The sequence below is a fragment of the Nocardia lijiangensis NBRC 108240 genome (assembly GCF_001613045.1).
Taxonomy (GTDB): domain Bacteria; phylum Actinomycetota; class Actinomycetes; order Mycobacteriales; family Mycobacteriaceae; genus Nocardia; species Nocardia lijiangensis.
Window position 1 is genome coordinate 22,876 of sequence record NZ_BDBP01000077.1, and the last position, 20,449, is coordinate 43,324.

Consider the following 20,449-nt stretch of genomic DNA (forward strand, 5'->3'; position numbering starts at 1 on the left):
TACGACCTCTTCGACTCGACTCGCCCGTGCACTACATACGCTCCGGTGCGCTGACGCCGAGCAGGCCGAGGCCGTTGGCGAGTACCTGACGGGTGGCCTTCACCAGCTCCAAGCGGGCGGACTTGAGCGGCGTGACCGGCTCGTCGCCCTTCGGCAGCACCCGCATGTCGTCGTCGGACTGGAACGGGTGGTACGCACCGGCGAGCTCCTCCAGGTAGCGCACGACGCGGTGCGGCTCCCGCATCTCGGCGGCCGTCGCGACCACGCGCGGGTACTCGCCGAGGGTGCGGATCAGCTCGCCCTCGCGGTCGGAGGTCATCAGACCGAAATCCGGTGCCACCGAAGGGAAGTCGAACGCGGCCGAGTTGTCGATGATGCGGCTGGAGCGGGCGTGCGCGTACTGCACGTAGTAGATCGGGTTCTCGTTGTTCTGCTTGGTCCACAGGTCCAGATCGATGTCGATGCTGGAGTTCACCGAGGACCGCACCAGCGAGTAGCGCGCGGCGTCGACGCCGATCGCCTCGACCAGGTCGTCGAGCGTCACCACGGTGCCCGCCCGCTTGCTCATGCGGACGGCCGCGCCGTCCTTCACCAGATTCACCATCTGGCCGATCAGCACCTCGACGGTGTCCGGATCGTCGCCGAACGCCGCGGCGGCGGCCTTCAAGCGGCCGATGTAGCCGTGGTGGTCGGCGCCGAGCATGTAGATGCACAGATCGAAACCGCGGCCGCGCTTGTCGTGGAAGTAGGCGATGTCACCGGCGATGTAGGCGGACTTGCCGTCGCTCTTGAGGACCACCCGGTCCTTGTCGTCGCCGTACTCGGAGCTGGCGATCCACCAGGCGCCGTCCTTCTCGTACAGCTTGCCGGAGGCCTTGAGCTCCTCGACCGCCTTGTCCACGGCGCCCGAGGCGAACAGCGAGCTCTCGTTGAAGTAGACGTCGAAGTCGGTGCCGAACTCGTGCAGGGTCTGCTTGATGTGGGCGAACATCAGCTCGACGCCCTCGCGGCGGAACAGCTCGTGCCGCTCGCTCTCGGGCAGGTCGACGACACCCGGGTTCGCGGCGACGACTCGCTCGGCGATCTCGGCGATGTACGCGCCCGCGTACCCGTCCTCGGGGGTCGGCGCGCCGGTGGCGGCGGCGACCAGGGAGTTGGCGAACCGGTCGATCTGCGCGCCGTGGTCGTTGAAGTAGTACTCGCGGGTGACGTCGGCGCCCTGCGCGGCGAGGATGCGGCCGAGCGCGTCGCCGACCGACGCCCAGCGGGTGCCGCCGAGGTGGATCGGGCCGGTCGGGTTCGCCGAGACGAACTCCAGGTTGATCCGGGTACCCGCGAGCGCGTCGGCGGTGCCGAAGGACGTGCCCGCCGCGAGCACCTTCTGCACGATCGCGCCCTGCGCGGCGGCGGCGAGCCGGATGTTCAGGAAGCCGGGACCGGCGACCTCCGCCGAGGACACGCCCTCGGTGGCGCTCAGCGCGTCGGCCAGCCAGGTGGCCAGCTCGCGCGGATTCGTTCCGGCCTTCTTGGCCACCTGCATGGCCACATTCGTGGCATAGTCACCGTGTTCCGGGTTGCGAGGACGCTCCACATTGACCTCGTCGGGCAGGACCGCAGGGTCCAGTCCACGTTCGACAAGCACCTTCGCCGCGGTGGCGCGAAGGAGATCTGCAAGGTCAGCTGGAGTCACGAGTCTCTATCCTATGGTCTGGGCAGGTGTACGCCGTCGGGCGGGCACTGCCCCGGATCCGTCCGTAACGAACAGCACAGCCGTTCATCACATCGAGAGAGCAACGAGCAATGCCGAGTAGCAACAGCGCCTCGAAGTCGGCCAAGGCCGTCCGAGCCGCGGGGAAGGTGTCGCCTTCCCGCAAGGGCGGCGGCGGCAAGGGCCAGCTTCCGAAGAAACGCCAGATCCCGTGGTTGGCCATCGGCGCGGCCGCAGTAATCATCGCATTGATCGGCGCCCTCGCCTACAACCTGGTCCCCAAATACCGCGAACAGGCCGAACTGGACAAGTACACGCCCAGCGCGCAGCAGAAGGATCCGTCGGATCAGATCGCGGGCGTGGTGAAGAAGGACTACGCGCAGGGCGCGGGCAAGCACGTCGACCCGACCCAGCGGGTGGCCTACGACCAGAAGCCGCCCTTCGGCGGGCCGCACGATCAGGCGTGGGCCGACTGCACCGGCGTCGCGTACGCCAAGCCGATCCGCACCGAGAACGCGGTGCACTCGCTCGAGCACGGCGCCGTGTGGATCGCCTACAACCCCGACAAGGTCGACAGCGCGGGCATCGACACGCTGAAGAAGAAGGTCGAAGGCAAGCAGTACACGCTGATGTCGCCGTACCCGGGGCTGGACAGCGCGATCGCGCTGCAGTCGTGGGGGCATCAGCTGAAGCTGGACAGCCCCGAGGACAAGCGGATCAACCAGTTCATCACCGCGCTGCGGCAGAACCAGTACACCTATCCCGAGGTCGGCGCGGCCTGCTCCAACCCGTACTTCGACAGGGAGAACCCGGAGCCGTTCGACCCCGCGCCGGTCGGGCCGGACGCGGTGCCGATGGACGGTGCGGGCATCCCGATCGATCAGTCCGAGCTCGGCGGTGGACTGCCTCCCGGGATTCCGGGTCTGCCCGGCGTCCCCGGCATGCCCGGTGTTCCTGGCCTTCCCGGCGCTCCCGGTCTTCCCGGCGCTCCTGGTGCACCCGGACTTCCCGGTGCACCGACCGAGCCGACAGCGGGACCCTAGATGCAGACCGAAGCCGATATCGACCACGACACCGAATCCGCCACGGAGACGGGATTCAAGGCGCAGGTGCGCAAGCAAGGGGTCGCGCTGCTGATCCTCGGCGCGCTCGGCGCCATCCTGCTCGGATTCGCCATCGGGACGCTGGTACGCCTGCCGCTGGACGGCGGCTCCGGTGAACCCGACCCCACCGCGGTCGATGTCGGCTTCGCCCAGGACATGTCCGCGCACCACGCGCAAGCCGTCGAGATGGCGGGCATCGCCCTGCTGCGCTCCACCGACAACGATGTGCGCAGGCTGGCCTACGACATCATGACCACCCAGCAGAACCAGGTCGGCCGGATGCAGGGCTGGCTGCAGCTGTGGGACAAGCCCGCGCAGGGCGCCGAGGGCTTCATGGGGTGGATGAGCGAGCCCGGCGGCGGGCACGGACACGGCGGCGGACACCAGATGTCCGAGCCGATGGCGAGCATGCCCGGCATGGCCACCCAGGAAGAGCTCGCCGCGCTGCGCCAAGCACCCGTCCCCGAAGCCGACGTCATCTTCCTGCGCCTCATGCTGCGGCATCACCAAGGCGGCATGCCGATGATGGAGTACGCGGCCCAGCACGCCGCCACCACCGCGGTACGCACCCTCGCCGCGAGCATGGCCGAAACCCAGCAGGCCGAATCCCGCCTGCTCACCACCATGCTCACCGCCCGCGGCGGCACCCCTCTCCCCCTCAACTGACCCGGCGTCGGGCCGGGCCATGCGAAAGCCCCCGGCCCGACGCCCTTTTTGGCGTCCAGCGTGCGATGCGATACGCTTGCCCCGCCCGATCGGACCACCCGGCCCGACCGAGATCTATCCCGCCCTCGTAGCTCAGGGGATAGAGCGTCTGCCTCCGGAGCAGAAGGCCGCAGGTTCGAATCCTGCCGAGGGCACTCCACTCGCAGCAGGCCCATGCCCACAAGGGCTTGGGCCTTTGCTCGTTTCGTAGTGTTTTGTGGGGGTGCAACCCCCACGCCCCGCCCGGAGGGCTTCGCCCCCGGACCCCCTGGGGCGGGGCTGGTTTTTGTGGGGGCGTTCCGTTTGGTTTTTTGGTCGGCCATGGGACTGGTTTTGTGGGGTGTTCCGTTTGGTTTTGGTCGCCGATGGGGTGGGGCTTGTTTGTAGGGTGTTCCGTTGGTTTCTGGTGGCGCCGCGTAGAGGGTGGCGTGGTCTTGCCCAGTCCGATCCGGCCGAATGCCCGTCTGGCACAAAGTCGCCTGTCGGCTGATGCTCTGCGAGCATGTCGTCATGATCGACTTGCCGCTATCGAGCCGGTCTGCGCGTCGGATGCACCGATGATCCGTATCAATGTGACGAACAAGGACAACCAGACGCGAGACTGGTTCGTCGAACCGTACGGCGATCACATGACCCTCGAACCCGGCGATGTGATGACCATCGAGTTCGAACATCCGGCAGAGCTCATCATCGACATCACGTTGCACGAATGCGGCGGCGAGGAGATCTGGACGCACGGCGCCACCAGGTACGAGGTTCTGCTACCCAAGGATCTGAAACTCAACGGCACCAGCGTATGGCCGCAACCGCAGGACAACGGCTAGCAGTGCCGAGCGGCCGCGGAAGGGGTAACAGTAATCGGTACTCCACGCCCCGGCCGTCGAGTAGAGTTGGGGTGTCACGTGAGTGATGCCGAGAGGGCGAAGCGCCGCTGTCACGACGCCTCGCCCGGTGGGTCAGTTGATCCACACTCGGCGGACCAGAACGAACGCCCCGGCGATTACGGCAGCGAGCGCGAACACGATGCCGTAATCGACCGGGGCGTTGTTCTTGCCCCGGCGATGCTTTGCCATCCCCACCACCTCCTTTCTCGGCACGGTGCGGCCTGGACCAGACGCCACACCGCCCCTGGAGTAGGAGGTGGCAGCACCCTACTCTCGCGCTCCGACCAGACCCTTTGCGTCACAGCGGGTTACACGCATGCGGCTGCGCCGCCGACGGACCTGCGCTCGAAGCCTGCGGCGGGCGATGGGCACCGCGGCTGATCTTTGGCAGGATGATCGGGTGCGTTCTGTGCTGAGGGTGGGGGCCGTTACGGCCGCGATAATCGCCCTGCCCACCGCCTGGTCGAGCAGCAGTACCAAGCGCTGGGCACCGCGAAGTAGACGTGAGCACAGCATGTTCGAGCACAGCATGTTCGACGTACTCTCGGGATCATGAGCTGCTGCGGGCCCTCGCGCCGGACCGTGCTCGGCGCCATCGCCTCCGCGGCACTGCTTTCCGCGATGCCCACGAGTCGCGCTCGGGCACGGCCTGTTTCGCTGGTCGCGACAGATCTGGAAGTCGTCACCGTCACCGACAGCTCGGTCGTGCTGACCTGGACCACCGTGGCGCCGGACGAATCCGGGCGCCTGATTCCGGTGCCCTCCGATGCCGAAGTTCGGCTCGGCCCAGCCGATTCCCTGAACGCACCCGTCCCGGTCTTCGCCGATCCCGATCGAACGCCGTTCCACTACGCCGAGATCGGCGGGCTGGAGCCGGGCCGCCGCTACCGCTTCGAGGCCTGGTCGCAGGGCGTGCGGGCGACTCCCGCGCTCTCGCTCACCACGCTGTCGCCCGGAACACCGGAGGCCACAGGCGAATTCACCACCATGGTGCCGCCGCCGGGTCGTCTGTTGCGCACCATCGCGCTGGCCAACGACGTGCACTACGGCGAAACGGTGAGCGGATTGGTGGTCGGCTCGTTTCCGCCCGGATTCCGCCAGCCCGCCGGTCTGCCGCCCTACCCCGAGGTCATGCTGTCCGCGCTGCTCGACGATCTGCGGGCCAGGGGCGCGGATCGTCTGCTCGTCGCGGGCGATCTCACCAGCGAGGCGACGCCGGAGGAGTCGCGCGCCGTCCGCGCCCGGCTGGACTCGTGGGGCACGCTCGGCAGCGACTACCTGGTGACGCGCGGCAATCACGATCGCCCGCACCTCGGCCACCGGAGTTGCACGCACCTCGGCGAGCACCGCGACTGCTGGGGCGACAATTTCCTCGCCAGACAAGAGCTGGTCGAGCACGAGGTCGGCGGGCTGCGCCTGCTCGGCGTGGACACCAGCGAACTCGACGGCGCGGGCGGGCGCATCGAACGGCCCCAGTTCGATCGCCTGGCCGAGGTGCTGCGCGCCGATCCGGACCGCCCGACCCTGGTCTTCGGCCACCACCCGGTGACCATCGAATCGGGACTCACCAACACCGCGGGCCCGGCCTTCGTCCTCGACGGCACGGACAGCGCCGAACTACAGCGCCTCTACGAGCGGGCGCCCGGCGTCTTCCTCCACCACAGCGGCCACACCCACCGCAACCGCCGGACCAAGCCGGATGCCGCTATCGCGGTGGAATTCCTGGAGGTGGCCGCGGTGAAGGAGTATCCGGGCGGCTACAGCCTGCTCCGGGTGTACGAGGGCGGCTACATGGTGAACTTCTACAAGACGCGCACCGAGGACGCCCGCCGGTGGAGCGGCACCACCCGCGGCGAATACTTCGGATTGTTGCCCGATTACAGCCTCGGCACCTTCGCCGACCGCAATCACGTTGTCGCCAGGGACTTTTCCGGACTCTCCTGAACGGACGAAAGCGACGAAGTTCGCATAACCTGATCCGGCATACGGAAGAACGTCGACGACGCCCCGATCCGGCGATGGCGTAACACCGAACCGGGGCCCGACGACTGGCGCACCCTTGTTGGAGCGAGCGGCGGGAATTGAACCCGCGTAAACGGCTTTGCAGACCGTTGCCTAAACCACTCAGCCACGCCCGCCTCGCATTCGAGAATGCCGGGCCGAGACCCCGGCGACCAGGCTTGGGCTCGAGCTGATTCAAAACCTCGCGCCCGCGAGGAAAGGGCCGCACGGCATGCAATGATCGGGGAATGTCTCGGCCACGCCCGCTCCCAGCCGACCCGATCGAGGAGGCCCACCGTCAGTGGGTCGGCCACGGCTGGGGCGATGTCGCCGACGGCATGGCGGCGGTGACCTCGCTGGTCCGCGCCCAGCAAATCGTGATGGCCCGGGTGGACGAGGCGCTGAAGCCGACCGGTCTGACCTTCTCTCGGTACGAGTTGCTCATGCTGCTCAGCTTCAGCAAGACCGGCGCGCTGCCGATGGCGAAGGCCAGCGCCCGGCTCCAGGTGCACCCGACCAGCGTCACCAACACCGTCGATCGGCTCGAGGCAGCACATCTCGTCGAGCGGGTTCCGCACCCCAGCGACCGCCGCGCCACGCTCATCGAAATCACCGATGCCGGAAGGGAATTGGTCGCCAAGGCCACCGAAGAACTGAACACGAAGGTGTTCGCCCATCCGGGTCTGCGGCCGGATCGGCTGCACACCCTGTTGCAGCTGCTCGCGGAATTCCGGCACGCGGCGGGCGACTTCGACACCGGCGACGCGCCCGCGCGCTGGACCGCAGGAGACCGCTGAACTCCGCTCCGTACCTGGCGGTCTCATACACCACGGAATCGAACGCCTCGTAACAGTCCGGCATCCAAGTAGCGAATTCGCGGCGGCGTTGCCTTGGCAGCGGAGGGGAAAGGGTCCACCATGGATTCATGGTGCTGGTCTTGGGGGTGTCGGCGGGCGCTGGTGGCGCGCGCGGGATGTTGACGCATTCCGATCAACCGCACCTTCCCCCGATCGACCGCTGCCATGTCCCGCGCCGCGCGGGCGCGGCCGTCGAGGAGGCCGTGTTCGAGGCGATCCGCGAGATGTGCCGCTCCGCCCAGCTGCGCGACGAGCTGATCACCGGCACCGCCGTCACCTGCCGCTGCCCGCTGCACGCCGACGCCATCCGATCCGCGGCGGGCCGCAGCAGGCTCACCATCGTCGACGAGCCGCTGGCCCAGCTGCGCTATCTGCGCTTCACCGGAAGGCTTCCGGACTCCGGCACGGTGATTCTCTACGACCTCGGCAGCTCCGGACTGACTGTGACGCACGCCGACTGCCGCACTGACGCCATCCTGTCCAGCAAACGCAGCACCGTGCTCGGCGGCGACGGCTACGACGCGCTGCTGCGCTGGCAACTGGCGCGCGGCGGCGTGCTCACCGATCGGCTCACGAGCAGGCGGCACCGCGAGGCCCTCAGCAACACGCGGGTGATCACCGCGACCGATCTCGGCTCCGGCGGCCGCGCCGTGGTGACCCGCAGCGATCTGGCCGAACTGTGCGCCGCCGGCATTCACCACTCCGCGTCGTTCGTTCGCCAGCTCATCGAGGAGAGCGGCGTGCGGCCCGAGGCGCTCGTCCTGCTCGGTGGCTGCACCCGCAGCCCGAGCGTGCGCGCCGAGCTGGCCGAATTGGTCGACCTGCCGGTGATCTACGACCCCGAGCCGGAATACGTTTCGGCCCGTGGCGCACTGCTATTCGCCGCCGAACGCCCGTCCGGCGACGTGCGCATGACGCGCCTGCGGGCGGGCGCGACCCGGCCCGGGCTCGCCCCCGTGGGTGTCGGCCGCCGGAAAATCATCGCCGCCGTGGCGGTCACCGCGGCGCTTGGCGCGACCATCGCCGGTTTGCTCGCCGTGGAACGGAATTCGGCACGGCCGCCGAGCGGGGGGACCGTGCCGACGCAGATCGAATTGCGCACCACCCCGCAGCCGTCGGGCAACTGAGGACGGAGCGGCCGCATCCCGTTGGCTAGCATGGCGCGAGAACCACAAGCGCACGACAACGGGGGTACACGTGGCATTCGCCGCCGCAAGAACCATGCTCGAGACCGGACTCGGCGTGCTGACCTCGCACCGCGCCCTTCGCGCGTTTCCGGTGCGGTCGGCCGTCACCGGCGCGGCCGTGATGGGCGCGCTGTCCCTGCTCATCGGGACGGAGGTGGCCGAGGGGTCGGACACTACGTCGTTGCTGCTGTTCGGCGCGGGCTATCTACTGATGATGATCGTCACCACGTTCGGCAATGCCGGGCTCATCGCGCAGACCGACATCGTGTTGCGCGGCGGGTATCCCAGCGCGAGCGCGGGCAGGCGGGCGGCGCTGGCCCGGTGGCACGCGATTCTGCCGTGGGCACTGGTGGCGGCGACGATACTGCCGGTGCTGCGACTGATCGAGCACGACTTTCGCGACCTGCGCGCGATGCGCCGCGGCCGCACCGGAACCGCGTGGGCGGACGCGGCCGACTTGGCGTTGCCGAAGATCGTCCTGGAGCACCGGAATCCGCCTGGCGCACTGCGTGATTCGCGAGCGGCGCTGGAACGTGGCTGGGGCGCCGACGTGACGGGCAGCGCGCGCTTCGGTGTGGTCGGCTACACGCTGGTGCTCGGAGGCGGAACGCTGAGCCTGCTGGTCGCCGCAGCGTTGGGCGCGCTGGCGGAGGCGCGGCTCGGCCTGCCGTACGGCACGGCGGTGGGACTGTGGCTCGGCCTGACCGTCTTCACCACCGCACTGATCTTCGTCTCGGCCGCGACCGCGGTGTATCAGGCCGCGCTCTATCGCTACTCGGTCGACGGGTACACGCCGCCCGCGTTCGCCGCGGATCTCACGCGGTCGTTCCAGCCCTGAGACGACGACGGCTCGCGTGAACGCCCCGAAAGGCGCTCGCGCGAGCCGGAGCCGGACTCAGCGGTTGGTGAACTTCGCCGGGCGCTTCTCGACGAAGGCGGTCATGCCTTCCTTCTGGTCTTCGATCGCGAACAGCGAGTGGAAGACGCGGCGCTCGAAGCGCAGGCCCTCGGCGAGGGTGGTCTCGAAGGAGCGGTTCACCGACTCCTTCGCGATCATGGCGACCGGCAACGACATCGCGGCGATGGTCTCGGCGACCTCGAGCGTGGTGTCGAGCAGTTCGGCGGCGGGCACGATGCGCGAGACGAGTCCGGCGCGCTCGGCTTCCTCGACGTCCATATTGCGTCCGGTCAGCACCAGGTCCATGGCCTTGGCCTTGCCGATCGCCCTGGTCAGGCGCTGCGAACCGCCGATGCCGGGGATGACGCCCAGCTTGATCTCCGGCTGCCCGAACTTGGCCGTGTCGGCGGCGATCAGGATGTCGCAGATCATCGCCAGCTCACAGCCGCCGCCGAGCGCGTAACCCGCGACGGCCGCGATGGTGGGCTTGCGGAAGTTGGCCAGCCGATCCCAGCGCGCGAAGAAATCGTCCATGAACATGTCCATGTACGACTTGGGCTGCATCTCCTTGATGTCGGCGCCCGCCGCGAAGGCGCGCTCCGAGCCGGTGATGACCACGGCGCCGATCGCGTCGTCGCGCTCGAGCTCGTCCAGCGCGGCGATCACGTCATCGAGGACTTGCGCGTTCAGCGCGTTGAGCGCCTTCGGACGGTTCAGCGTGATCCAGCCGACCCGGCCCTTGCGCTCCAGCAGAATCGTCTCGAAGTCGGTCACTCGGTCACCTCGTGGTCGGAACGGGTACGGATGTCGGTGACAATAGCCGAGAAGTCCTTGCCCGCCTCCGTCTGGTTGAACCGGGTGTAGATCTCCGCGGCCAGCGCACCGAGCTGCCCGTCGATGCCGTTGGCGCGCAGGGCGTTCGCGGCGAGGCCGAGGTCCTTGGTCATCAGTGCGGTGGCGAATCCCGGCTGGTAGTCGTTGTTCGCCGGGCTGGCAGGCACCGGGCCGGGGACCGGGCAGTAGCTGGTCAGCGCCCAGCTCTGGCCCGACGCGGTGGAGACCACGTCGAAGAACGACTGGTGACTCAGGCCCAGCTTCTCGCCGAGCACCAGCGCCTCGGACAGGCCGATCATCGAGATGCCGAGCAGCATGTTGTTGCAGATCTTGGCCGCCTGGCCGACGCCCGCGTCGCCGCAGTGCACGACCTTGCCGCCCATCACCTCGAGCACCGGAAGCGCGTCCGCGAAATCGGCCGCCGCGCCGCCGACCATGAAGGTCAGGGTGCCCGCGGTCGCGCCTGCGACACCGCCCGAGACGGGGGCGTCCAGTGCGCGGTGCCCGGCCGCGACGGTCCGCGCGGCGGCCTCCTTGGCGTCGGCGACATCGATGGTGGAGCAGTCGATGAACAGGGTGCCGGGGTTCGCGGCGGGCAGCAGGTCGGCGTAGAGGTCGAGCACCAGCTTGCCGTTGGGAAGCATGGTGATCACCACGTCGCGGTCGGCCGCGGCCGCGGCGGCCGTCTCCACCACGGTCGCGCCGTCCTTGCGCGCCTGCTCCTGCGCCGCGGGCACCGGGTCGAAGGCGAGCACGTCGTACCCCGCCCTGATCAGGTTTGCCGCCATGGGCGCGCCCATGTGGCCGAGCCCGAGAAATCCGATCTTCGTCACTGCTGCGCCTCCGGTGTCGCCAAACCCAGTTCCTTGTCGCCCAATTCGGCGAAGTACGCCGCCACCTGCGCGTCGGTGACCTCGGCGAGGGTCGCCGGTCGCCACTGCGGGTTGCGGTCCTTGTCGATCACCTGCGCGCGGATGCCCTCGACCAGATCGTGCGAGCCCAGCGCGGCGATGGAGACCCGGTACTCCTCGTTCAACACCGCCTCCAGGCTGCTCAGCTCGCGCGCGTTACGCAGCGCACGCAGCGTGACCTTCAGCGCGACAGGCGATTTGGCGAGCAGGTCGGAAGCCGCTTTGGCCGCCTCCGGTGCCGCGTTCGACTGCAACCGAGTCACGATCTGCTCGACGGTGTCGGCGCTGTAGCAGGCGTCGATCCAGTCCCGCTGGGCGAGCAGTTCGGATTCCGGTGCGTCCGTGGCGAACTTGGCGATCGCGACGTCGGCGGTCTCGGTGCGCAGCGTGTCCAGCAGGGCCGGAATGTCGTCGGAAGGCACGTAGTAGTCGGCGAATCCGGCGGCGATGGCGTCGCCTGCGCTCATCCGCGCGGTGGTCAGCGCGACGTGCGTGCCGATCTCGCCCGGCGTGCGCGCGAGCAGGTAGGTGCCGCCGACATCCGGGACGAAGCCGATGCCCACCTCGGGCATGCCGATCTTGGAGCGCTCGGTGACGATGCGGTGGCTGCCGTGCCCGGAAAGGCCGACGCCGCCGCCCATCACGATGCCGTCCATGACCACCACGTAGGGCTTGGGGTAGCGGCCGATCAGCGCGTTGAGGATGTACTCGTCGCGCCAGAACACACCGGTCGGCGAATCCGCGTTCGCGGTACCGGTTTTCGAGTCGGCGTGGATCGCGACGATGTCGCCGCCCGCGCACAGCCCGCGCTCCCCCGCACCGGTGACCACGACGGTGCGCACCTCGTCGTCCCCGGCCCAGGCGTGCAGTGCGTCCGTGATGGCCAGCGCCATGGGGTGATTCAGCGCGTTGATGGCCTTGGGCCGGTTCAGCGTGATCAGCCCGAGGCCGTCGCGCTTGTCGATGATGACTTCCGGTTGGTCGCTCATGCTGCTCCTATGACCGCGCGGGCTACCACGACCCGCATGATTTCGTTGGTGCCCTCGAGGATCTGGTGCACGCGCAGATCCCGGACGATCTTCTCCAGGCCGTATTCGTGCAGGTAGCCGTAGCCGCCGTGCAACTGGAGCGCCTTGTTGGCGACCTCGAAGCCGACGTCGGTGGCGAAACGCTTGGCCATGGCGCACAGTTCGACCTTGTCGGGCGCGTCCGCGTCGAGTGCGGCGGCGGCACGCCACAGCAGCGTCCGCGCCGCCTCCAATTCGATACGCATATCGGCGAGTTCGAATTGCAGCGCCTGGTTCTTCAGCAGCGGTGTGCCGAAGGCCTGGCGATCGGCGAGGTACGGCACGGCCTTGTCCAGGGCCGCCTGCGCGCCGCCCACCGAGCACGCGGCGATGTTCAGCCGTCCGCCGTTGAGCCCGTTCATGGCGATGCGGAATCCGTCGCCCTCCGCGCCGATCCGGTTGGCGACCGGGACGCGGGCGTCCTCCAGGATGACCTGGCGGGTCGGCTGGGCGTTCCAGCCCATCTTCCGCTCGTTCGGCCCGACCGAGAGGCCGGGGGTGTCGGCGGGCACGATCAGCGCCGAAATGCCGCGCGCCCCATTGTCACCCGTGCGCACCATCATCACGTACACGTCGTTGGCGCCCGCGCCGGAGATGAACTGCTTGGCGCCGTTGAGGATGTAGTCCTCGCCGTCGCGAACGGCCCTGGTGCTCAACGCCGCCGCGTCGGAGCCGACGCCGGGCTCGGTGAGCGCGTAGCTGCCGAGCAGCTCCATCGAGGTCAGGCCGGGCAGCCAGCGATTGCGCTGGTCCTCGGTGCCGTAGGCATCGATCATCCAGGCGGCCATGTTGTGGATGGAGATGTAGGCCGCCACGGCGGGACACCCGGTGGCCAGCTGCTCGAAGATGCGCACCGCGTCGAGCCTGCGCAGCTCCGAGCCGCCCACGTCCTCGCGGACGTAGATACCGCCGAGGCCGAGCGGGCCCGCCTTGCGCAGCACGTCCACCGGAAAGTGTTTCTGCTCATCCCATTCCAGCGCGTTGGGCGCGAGGAACTCGTCGGCGAACTGGCGCGCGGTCTCGCCGATCGCGCGCTCGTCCTCGTTCAGAGTGAACATCCGGCTCAGTCCATCGTCGGGATGACGAACGCGTTGGACTCCTTCAGACCGGAAGGCCAGCGCTGGGTGACCGTCTTGGTCTTGGTGTAGAAGCGGATCGAATCCGGGCCGTGCTGGTTCAGATCGCCGAAGCCGGACCGCTTCCAGCCGCCGAAGGTGTAGTACGCGATCGGCACCGGAATCGGCACGTTGATGCCGACCATGCCGACCTGCACCCGGGCCGCGAAATCGCGGGCGGTGTCGCCGTCGCGGGTGAAAATGGCTACGCCGTTGCCGTATTCGTGCTCGTTGGCCAGGCGCAGGCCCTCCTCGTAGTCCTTGGCGCGGACCACGGTGAGCACCGGCCCGAAGATCTCCTCTCGGTAGATGCGCATGTCGGAGGTGACCTTGTCGAACAGCGTCGCGCCGACGAAGTAGCCGTCCTCGCTGCCCTCGACGGTCAGGCCGCGTCCGTCCACGACCAGGTCGGCCCCCTCATCGATGCCGACCTGGACGTAGTTGTTCACCCGATTCACGCCGTCCTTGCCGACCAGCGGGCCGAAGTCGGCGCCCGGGTCGTCGGAGCGGCCGATGTTGAGCTTGTGCACCCGCTCGGTCAGCTTGGCCACCAGGCGATCTGCGGTCTCCTCGCCGACCGGCACGGCCACCGAGATGGCCATGCAGCGCTCGCCCGCGGAACCGTAGCCCGCGCCGATGAGCTGGTCGGCGACATCGTCGAGATCGGCGTCGGGCATCACGATGGCGTGGTTCTTCGCGCCGCCGAAGCACTGGGCGCGCTTGCCGTTCGCGGTCGCCGTCTCGTAGATGTACTGCGCGATCGGGGTGGAGCCGACGAAGCCGACGGCCTTGATCCGCGGATCGTGCAGCAGCGTGTCCACCGCCTCCTTGTCGCCGTTGACGACATTGAACACGCCCGCCGGCAGACCCGCCTTCAGGAACAGCTCGGCCAGCCGCAGCGGCACCGACGGGTCGCGCTCGGAAGGCTTGAGCACGAACGCGTTGCCGCAGGCCAGCGCGGGACCGGCCTTCCACAGCGGGATCATGGCCGGGAAGTTGAACGGGGTGATGCCCGCGACCACGCCGAGCGGCTGACGCATCGAGTAGACGTCGATGCCGGTGCCCGCGCTCTCGGTGTATTCGCCCTTGAGCAGGTGCGGGATGCCGGTGGCGAACTCGATGACCTCGAGACCGCGCTGGATGTCGCCCTTGGCGTCGGCGATGGTCTTGCCGTGCTCGGAGGAGAGCAGCGCGGCCAGGCTGTCCATCTCGTCCTGCACCAGGGTCAGGAACTTCATCAGCACCCTGGCCCGCTTCTGCGGGTTGAACGCCGCCCACTCCGGCTGGGCCGCCGCCGCGTTCCCGATGACCGCCTCGACCTCGGACCTGCTCGCCAGCGGCACCCGCGCCTGCACCTGGCCGATGTTCGGGTCGAAGACATCGCCGAAGTTGCCCGAGGCGCCCGCGACGTGCTGCCCGCCGATGAAATGCGTGAGTTCGCGAACCATGCCAGTCCTTGTCTGTCGTCGTCGACGCGCGGTCGCGCGATCTGCGGGCATCCTATAGTTGGATGTCCAAGTAATTAGCCGACCGGACGCTAATGTGATTCATCCCACCGCCCGAATGGGAGCGAATCAGTCGGACCCGCGCGGCGAGCGCGCCAAGGCGATCACGCCCGCCGCCAGCAGCACGGCGCCGACGATCAGAACGAACCCGGCCGCACCCAGCCCGTCGCTCCACTCGGACGCCGCCTCGGCGATGGCCAGTGCGACGGCCCCCGCGCCGCCGATCACCAGTACCGGCGAACGGTGCGTCGAATACAGCGCGAAGCAGGCGATCGCGACAAGCGCGGTGAGCCCGGCCGACGCGGCGCGGCCATCGAAGTCGATCCACTGCGCGCCGAGCAGCGCGAGGGTGATCGCGATCGCGTATCCGGCCCAGAACTCGACGAACGCACCCGCGCGCGTCAGCCCGAACCAGACCATCCCGAGCGCGAAAAAGCCGAGGCCGACCCAGAGTTCGTCCAACTCCAACAGCGTGCCGAGCACGCCGCCGACGACGGGCACGGCGAAACCCGCGCACGCGAACATGCCGACCAGCGAAGGCAACGCCACATAGCCGAGCACGGCCGCGACCAGACCCGCGCACACCGCGAGCACCCACGCCTCGTCGGATCCCGAATCATCGATGCCGGCCCCGGCCGCACCGGCGAGCGCGGCCGCCGCGAGCGCGAACAACACCGCGGCCAGGCGCGTGCGTGGGGTCGACACCGGCGAACGGAACAGCGATGCACGTCCGGCCAGCGCGACGCCGCCCAGCGCGAGCCCGATCGCCATGACCGCCAGGATCGCCACCCGGCTCGCCTGCGCCAGATCGCCCCACGATGCCTCGAGGAACAACAACAGCCCGCCGAGCAGCAGACCCGCACCGGCGTACGCCGCGACCTCGGCGAGCAACTTGCCCGCGGGCGTCGCCGCGGCCTCCTCGGCGGCCACCGCGGCCGCCACCGCATCCCGTTGCTCCTCGGTCAGCACACCCTCGTCGACAAGCCGGCGCAGCGCCGCCCCCACCCGATGCCCCTGAGTCATCGGTCCAGTATCGCCGCGGACATCCGGCCGCGGCACGGCCCGCGATTACCTGGCGATGTGATCGCCGTCACCGTAGAATTACTTTGACGTCCTAGTATCGGGCGCCAGAAGGACTCGCCGGAGGACTCCCGTGGCCGACAGCAGTGCGCTCCACATCCCCGCCCATCCCGTGCGTTTCGTGACGTCGGCGGCCCTGTTCGACGGGCACGACGCCGCGATCAACATCATGCGCCGCATCCTGCAATCCCAGGGTGCGGAGGTGATCCACCTCGGCCACAATCGCGCCGTGCACGAGGTGGTCGCGGCCGCGATCGAGGAGGACGTGCAAGGCGTCGCGGTCAGCTCGTACCAGGGCGGCCACATCGAATACTTCGAATACCTCGCGGCCGCGCTGAAAGAGGCGGGGGCGGGCCACGTCCAGATCTTCGGCGGTGGCGGCGGTGTGATCGTGGCCGAGGAGATCGAGCGGCTGGCCGCCGCGGGCGTGCGGATCTTCTCCCCCGAGGACGGTCAGCGGCTCGGATTGCCCGGCATGATCAACGAATTGGTGCGCGCCTGCGATCACGATCTCGCCGAGGATTTTCCCGCGACCGAAGCGGTGCTGGCGGGCGAGCGGCCCGCGCTGGCCCGCGCCATCACCTGCCTGCAACAGGACACCCTGCCCGCCCCCGCCCGGGAAGCGCTGCTCGCCACGGCGAACGCGCGCACCGTGCCGGTGCTGGGTATCACGGGCACCGGAGGTTCCGGAAAGTCTTCGCTGACCGACGAATTGGTGCGTCGGCTGCGCTCGGACCAGCAGGACAAGCCGCGCGTCGCGATCCTCGCCGTCGATCCCACCCGGCGCCGCGGCGGCGGCGCACTGCTCGGCGACCGCATCCGGATGAACGCGCTCGACGGCGCGCACCTGTTCTTCCGTTCGCTGGCCACCCGCGGCAATCACGAACTGCCGCAGAACATCGACACCATCATCGCGGCGTGCAAGGCGGCCGGGTACGACCTGGTCGTCTTGGAGACGCCGGGCATCGGCCAGGGCGACACCGCCATGGTCGACCACGTCGACGTGGCGATGTACGTCATGACGCCGGAGTTCGGCGCCGCCTCCCAGCTCGAGAAGATCGACATGCTCGACTACGCGGATGTGGTGGCCGTCAACAAGTTCGAGCGACGCGGCGCCGCCGACGCGGTGCGCGACGTGTCGCGCCAGCTGCTGCGCAATCGCGAGGCCTTCGGCGCGCGCCCGGAAGACATGCCCGTCTTCGGCACCAGCGCGGCGACCTTCAACGACGACGGCGTGACCGCGCTCTACCAGCACCTGACCGGCCTGCTCGGCGAGCGTGGCCTGCGACTGGAGCCGGGGACGCTGCCGCGGGTCGACACCAAGGTCTCCACTCGTTTCGCCCAGATCATCCCGCCCGCACGGGTGCGGTATCTGGCCGAGATCGCGGCAGCGGTGCGCGGCTACCACGCCGACACGACGCGGCAGGTCGCCGCCGCGCAGCGCGTCCAGCGGCTCGAGCAGGTGCTCGCCGAACTGCCCGAGGACACCGCGGTGGCCGGCTTGCTGAGCGCCGCCCGGACCGAACTGACCGACGCCAATGCCGCGCTGGTGGCCGAATGGCCCTCGGTCGCCGAGAGTTACCGCGGGGACGAGCAGGTGGTGCGGGTTCGCGATCGCGAGATCCGCACGCCGTTGCGCCGGGAGTCGTTGTCGGGCAGCAGTGTTCCGCGCGTGGCGCTTCCCCGCTACACCGATCACGGTGAACTGCTGCGCTTTCTGCGCGCGGAGAACCTGCCGGGACGTTTTCCGTTCACGGCGGGGGTCTTCCCGTTCAAACGCGACAACGAGGATCCCGCGCGCATGTTCGCGGGCGAGGGCGATCCGTTCCGCACCAACCGGCGCTTCAAGGTGCTCTCCGCGCACGCCGAGGCGACCCGGCTGTCGACCGCCTTCGATTCGGTGACGCTCTACGGGCGCGATCCCGACGAGCGACCCGACATCTACGGCAAGGTCGGCACCTCGGGCGTCTCGATCGCCTCGCTCGACGACATGAAGGCGCTCTACGACGGTTTCGACCTGACCGCGCCGACCACCTCGGTCTCCATGACGATCAACGGCCCGGCGCCGACCATCCTGGCCTACTTCCTCAATGCCGCCATCGACCAAGCGCTGGAACGCTTCTCGGCCGCCGAGGGACGCGAGCCGACCGAGGACGAGGCCGCAGGCATCCGGGCCGCGACGCTGTCCACCGTGCGTGGCACCGTGCAGGCCGACATCCTCAAGGAGGACCAGGGCCAGAACACCTGCATCTTCTCCACCGAATTCAGCCTGCGCATGATGGCCGACATCCAGGAATGGTTCGTGCGCAACAAGGTTCGTAACTTCTACTCGGTGTCCATCTCGGGCTACCACATCGCCGAGGCGGGCGCGAACCCCATCAGCCAGCTCGCCTTCACCCTCGCCAACGGATTCACCTACGTGGAGGCCTATTTGGCGCGCGGCATGGACATCGATGACTTCGCGCCCAATCTGTCGTTCTTCTTCTCCAACGGCATGGACCCGGAGTATTCGGTGATCGGCCGGGTCGCGCGGCGCATCTGGGCGATCGCCATGCGCGAGCGCTACGGCGCCAACGAACGTTCGCAGAAGCTGAAGTACCACGTCCAGACCTCGGGCCGTTCGCTGCACGCCCAGGAGATGAACTTCAACGACATCCGCACCACATTGCAGGCGCTCATCGCCGTCTACGACAACTGCAACAGCCTGCACACCAACGCCTACGACGAGGCGGTGACCACGCCGACGGAAGAGTCGGTGCGCCGCGCGCTGGCCATCCAGCTGATCATCAACCGCGAGTGGGGCCTGGCGATGAACGAGAACCCGCTGCAGGGCAGCTTCGTCGTCGACGAACTCACCGACTTGGTCGAGGAGGCGGTGCTCATCGAGTTCGAGCGGATCAGCGAGCGCGGCGGCGTGCTCGGCGCCATGGAAACCGGCTACCAGCGCGGCAAGATCCAGGACGAATCCATGCTCTACGAGCGGCGCAAGCACGACGGCTCACTGCCGATCGTCGGGGTCAACACATTCCGCAATCCGCAGGGCGAGCCGCACCGCGTGCTGGAACTGGCGCGCGCCACCGAAGCGGAGAAGAAGTCCCAGCTCGACCGCGTCCGCGAGTTCCAGCAACGACACCGCGACGCGGCGCACGCGGCGCTGGCCCGGCTGGACTCGGTGGCCCGCACCGACGAGAACATCTTCGCGGTGCTGATGGACGCCGCGCGGGTCTGCACCCTGGAGCAGATCACCGACGCCTTCTTCACCGTCGGCGGGCAGTACCGGCGCAACGTGTGAGGCGCAGGAGCCCGAAGTCCGTCGTTGCCCCGCGCACCGCCGCCGCCGTGTGACAATCGCCGGGCCGGGAAATCCGCCAGACAGGAGGGACACGATGGACCTCGCGGGCCTCCGCGTCATCGACGCGCACATCCATCAGTGGGATCCGCTGACCACACCGCGCGATTTCAGCAACCTCGCCCGGCTGTTCAAATACCTGCCGGTGCCGATCGGTCTCGCCGCCCGGCTCGCCCCACGCCGCGACCGCGAATTCGTCGGCGACCCAACGGCGTACGTGCATCCCTATCTGCCCGCGAACTACCGGACCGATGCGGTGGGTGTCCCGATCGAGTCGATCGTGCACATCGAGGTCGAATGGACGGGGACCGGTCCGACCGCCAAGGCCGACGAGACCCGCTGGGTCGCCAGCCTGCCGTTCGGCGTCGACACCCCGCGGCTCGGCGCCGTCATCGGCTCGGCCGACCCGGCCGCCGACGGCTTCGCCGCCCTGCTCGACGCGCACCAGACGGCGTCGCCGCTGTTCCGCGGCATCCGGACGATGGTCGCGCACCACCCCGACACCGGCATCCGGTCCTTCGAGGACCGCGCGGGCGCGCTCACCACGAGCCGCTTCCTGGACGGCTTCGCCGAACTCGCCGAGCGCGAGCTCTCCTTCGAGGCGTGGGTGTACTCGCACCAGCTGCCCGAGGTGACAGCGCTGGCCGAGCGCTATCCCGAGGTCACCATCGTGCTCAACCACCTCGCCACGCCCGCGGGCCTGTTCGGCAAGGTCGGCAAGCACACCGGCGCCAACCCGGGCGAGCGCAGGAAACTGTTCCTGCGCTGGCGCGACGACCTGAGCGCGCTGGCCGCCAAGCCCCGGGTGGTCGCGAAGGTCAGCGGACTGATGATGCCCATCCTCGGGCATCCGGTGCCCGCGCGTGGGAGTTCGACGCCGGTGCCCGAACTGGTGGAGCGGATCGGCCCGCTGGTCACGCACGCGATGGACGTCTTCGGGCCCGAGCGCCTGCTGTGGGGCTCGAATTTCCCGGTGGACAAACCGATCACGAGCATCGCCGACAGCGCGCAGGCCGTCGCCGACTCCGTGATCGAGCACGGCGGCGGGCCCGCCGACCTGGCCCAGATCTTCCGCGGCACCGCGGAGCGGGTCTACCGCGTCGAGGCCCCGGAGTAGCTCCGGCCGCGCCGAGGCCCGTTGACAAAGCCGCAGGACGCGCGCCTAATGAGATGGCAGGTGCGGACAGTAATGTCGCCCGACATCACATGCGTTCGCGCGAGGCGGCCGGACTCATGGAGCGAGCG

16 protein-coding genes and 2 tRNA genes are annotated in these 20,449 nt (G+C 68.8%); 10 read left to right on the top strand and 8 right to left on the bottom strand.

Going from position 1 to position 20,449, the window contains the following annotated elements:
• Nucleotides 1-31: 31 nt before the first annotated feature.
• A complete protein-coding gene (argS, locus tag NL1_RS26400) occupies nucleotides 32-1,690 on the bottom strand; it encodes an arginine--tRNA ligase (protein WP_067844722.1) in 1,659 nt (552 codons plus the stop codon).
• A gap of 110 nt (nucleotides 1,691-1,800) precedes the next feature.
• Between argS and NL1_RS26405 the strand changes: the two genes are divergently transcribed.
• The 5 genes from NL1_RS26405 to NL1_RS26425 all read left to right on the top strand — a co-directional run bounded on the left by NL1_RS26405 (nucleotide 1,801) and on the right by NL1_RS26425 (nucleotide 6,344).
• The gene (locus NL1_RS26405; protein ID WP_067844724.1) at nucleotides 1,801-2,751 is read left to right on the top strand and encodes a thioredoxin-like domain-containing protein; all 951 of its coding nucleotides are present in this window, start codon (nucleotides 1,801-1,803) and stop codon (nucleotides 2,749-2,751) included.
• Nucleotides 2,752-3,477: a DUF305 domain-containing protein gene (locus tag NL1_RS26410; RefSeq protein ID WP_084510962.1), complete on the top strand. Its 726-nt coding sequence runs from the start codon at nucleotides 2,752-2,754 to the stop codon at nucleotides 3,475-3,477. It abuts the gene before it with no gap.
• Between the two features lie 121 nt (nucleotides 3,478-3,598).
• Nucleotides 3,599-3,671 (top strand) — tRNA-Arg (locus NL1_RS26415).
• Nucleotides 3,672-4,073: 402 nt separating this feature from the next.
• Complete coding sequence (locus tag NL1_RS26420) at nucleotides 4,074-4,340, top strand: hypothetical protein (protein ID WP_067844726.1); 267 nt, start codon at nucleotides 4,074-4,076, stop codon at nucleotides 4,338-4,340.
• A 612-nt stretch (nucleotides 4,341-4,952) separates the two neighbouring features.
• On the top strand, nucleotides 4,953-6,344 hold the full coding sequence (locus NL1_RS26425; RefSeq protein ID WP_067844728.1) for a metallophosphoesterase family protein: 1,392 nt from the start codon (nucleotides 4,953-4,955) through the stop codon (nucleotides 6,342-6,344).
• A 119-nt stretch (nucleotides 6,345-6,463) separates the two neighbouring features.
• On the opposite strand, the gene NL1_RS26430 is transcribed toward NL1_RS26425, so the two are convergent.
• Nucleotides 6,464-6,538: transfer RNA gene (locus NL1_RS26430), tRNA-Cys, on the bottom strand.
• Nucleotides 6,539-6,649: 111 nt separating this feature from the next.
• Here NL1_RS26430 and NL1_RS26435 point away from each other — a divergent pair.
• The 3 genes from NL1_RS26435 (at nucleotide 6,650) to NL1_RS26445 (ending at nucleotide 9,283) form a co-directional block, all read left to right on the top strand.
• A complete protein-coding gene (locus tag NL1_RS26435; RefSeq protein ID WP_067844729.1) occupies nucleotides 6,650-7,198 on the top strand; it encodes a MarR family winged helix-turn-helix transcriptional regulator in 549 nt (182 codons plus the stop codon).
• Nucleotides 7,199-7,326: 128 nt separating this feature from the next.
• Nucleotides 7,327-8,385 carry an Hsp70 family protein gene (locus tag NL1_RS26440; protein ID WP_067844731.1) on the top strand — a complete coding sequence of 353 codons (1,059 nt, stop codon included), beginning with the start codon at nucleotides 7,327-7,329 and terminating at the stop codon, nucleotides 8,383-8,385.
• Nucleotides 8,386-8,455: 70 nt separating this feature from the next.
• The gene (locus NL1_RS26445) at nucleotides 8,456-9,283 is read left to right on the top strand and encodes a DUF6159 family protein (RefSeq protein ID WP_156095060.1); all 828 of its coding nucleotides are present in this window, start codon (nucleotides 8,456-8,458) and stop codon (nucleotides 9,281-9,283) included.
• Nucleotides 9,284-9,340: 57 nt separating this feature from the next.
• On the opposite strand, the gene NL1_RS26450 is transcribed toward NL1_RS26445, so the two are convergent.
• The 6 genes from NL1_RS26450 to NL1_RS26475 form a co-directional block, all read right to left on the bottom strand.
• Nucleotides 9,341-10,117, bottom strand: a complete 777-nt coding sequence (locus tag NL1_RS26450) for an enoyl-CoA hydratase (RefSeq protein WP_067844735.1) — start codon at nucleotides 10,115-10,117, stop codon at nucleotides 9,341-9,343.
• On the bottom strand, nucleotides 10,114-11,010 hold the full coding sequence (gene mmsB, locus NL1_RS26455) for a 3-hydroxyisobutyrate dehydrogenase (RefSeq protein WP_067844737.1): 897 nt from the start codon (nucleotides 11,008-11,010) through the stop codon (nucleotides 10,114-10,116). The genes NL1_RS26450 and mmsB overlap by 4 nt, the downstream gene beginning before the upstream one ends.
• The gene (locus NL1_RS26460; RefSeq protein ID WP_067844739.1) at nucleotides 11,007-12,077 is read right to left on the bottom strand and encodes an enoyl-CoA hydratase/isomerase family protein; all 1,071 of its coding nucleotides are present in this window, start codon (nucleotides 12,075-12,077) and stop codon (nucleotides 11,007-11,009) included. The genes mmsB and NL1_RS26460 overlap by 4 nt, the downstream gene beginning before the upstream one ends.
• Nucleotides 12,074-13,213: an acyl-CoA dehydrogenase family protein gene (locus NL1_RS26465; protein ID WP_067844741.1), complete on the bottom strand. Its 1,140-nt coding sequence runs from the start codon at nucleotides 13,211-13,213 to the stop codon at nucleotides 12,074-12,076. The genes NL1_RS26460 and NL1_RS26465 overlap by 4 nt, the downstream gene beginning before the upstream one ends.
• A 5-nt stretch (nucleotides 13,214-13,218) precedes the next feature.
• Nucleotides 13,219-14,718 carry a CoA-acylating methylmalonate-semialdehyde dehydrogenase gene (locus tag NL1_RS26470; RefSeq protein WP_067844743.1) on the bottom strand — a complete coding sequence of 500 codons (1,500 nt, stop codon included), beginning with the start codon at nucleotides 14,716-14,718 and terminating at the stop codon, nucleotides 13,219-13,221.
• 126 nt (nucleotides 14,719-14,844) lie between these two features.
• A complete protein-coding gene (locus NL1_RS26475) occupies nucleotides 14,845-15,798 on the bottom strand; it encodes a DUF2157 domain-containing protein (RefSeq protein ID WP_084510963.1) in 954 nt (317 codons plus the stop codon).
• Nucleotides 15,799-15,928: 130 nt separating this feature from the next.
• Here NL1_RS26475 and icmF point away from each other — a divergent pair, with 130 nt between their 5' ends.
• Together icmF and NL1_RS26485 are read left to right on the top strand one after the other, a co-directional pair.
• The gene (gene icmF / locus NL1_RS26480) at nucleotides 15,929-19,147 is read left to right on the top strand and encodes a fused isobutyryl-CoA mutase/GTPase IcmF (protein ID WP_067844748.1); all 3,219 of its coding nucleotides are present in this window, start codon (nucleotides 15,929-15,931) and stop codon (nucleotides 19,145-19,147) included.
• 94 nt (nucleotides 19,148-19,241) lie between these two features.
• Nucleotides 19,242-20,321 carry an amidohydrolase family protein gene (locus NL1_RS26485; RefSeq protein ID WP_067844750.1) on the top strand — a complete coding sequence of 360 codons (1,080 nt, stop codon included), beginning with the start codon at nucleotides 19,242-19,244 and terminating at the stop codon, nucleotides 20,319-20,321.
• Nucleotides 20,322-20,449: the final 128 nt, after the last annotated feature.

Excerpts from the sequence above, each read along its gene's own strand:
- NL1_RS26405 (WP_067844724.1), top strand. The coding sequence starts at position 1,801 with ATGCCGAGTAGCAACAGCGCCTCGAAGTCGGCCAAGGCCGTCCGAGCC.
- NL1_RS26410 (WP_084510962.1), top strand. The coding sequence starts at position 2,752 with ATGCAGACCGAAGCCGATATCGACCACGACACCGAATCCGCCACGGAG.
- NL1_RS26420 (WP_067844726.1), top strand. The coding sequence starts at position 4,074 with ATGATCCGTATCAATGTGACGAACAAGGACAACCAGACGCGAGACTGG.
- NL1_RS26425 (WP_067844728.1), top strand. The coding sequence starts at position 4,953 with ATGAGCTGCTGCGGGCCCTCGCGCCGGACCGTGCTCGGCGCCATCGCC.
- NL1_RS26435 (WP_067844729.1), top strand. The coding sequence starts at position 6,650 with ATGTCTCGGCCACGCCCGCTCCCAGCCGACCCGATCGAGGAGGCCCAC.
- NL1_RS26440 (WP_067844731.1), top strand. The coding sequence starts at position 7,327 with ATGGTGCTGGTCTTGGGGGTGTCGGCGGGCGCTGGTGGCGCGCGCGGG.
- NL1_RS26460 (WP_067844739.1), bottom strand. The coding sequence starts at position 12,077 with ATGAGCGACCAACCGGAAGTCATCATCGACAAGCGCGACGGCCTCGGG.
- NL1_RS26465 (WP_067844741.1), bottom strand. The coding sequence starts at position 13,213 with ATGTTCACTCTGAACGAGGACGAGCGCGCGATCGGCGAGACCGCGCGC.
- NL1_RS26470 (WP_067844743.1), bottom strand. The coding sequence starts at position 14,718 with ATGGTTCGCGAACTCACGCATTTCATCGGCGGGCAGCACGTCGCGGGC.
- NL1_RS26475 (WP_084510963.1), bottom strand. The coding sequence starts at position 15,798 with ATGACTCAGGGGCATCGGGTGGGGGCGGCGCTGCGCCGGCTTGTCGAC.
- NL1_RS26485 (WP_067844750.1), top strand. The coding sequence starts at position 19,242 with ATGGACCTCGCGGGCCTCCGCGTCATCGACGCGCACATCCATCAGTGG.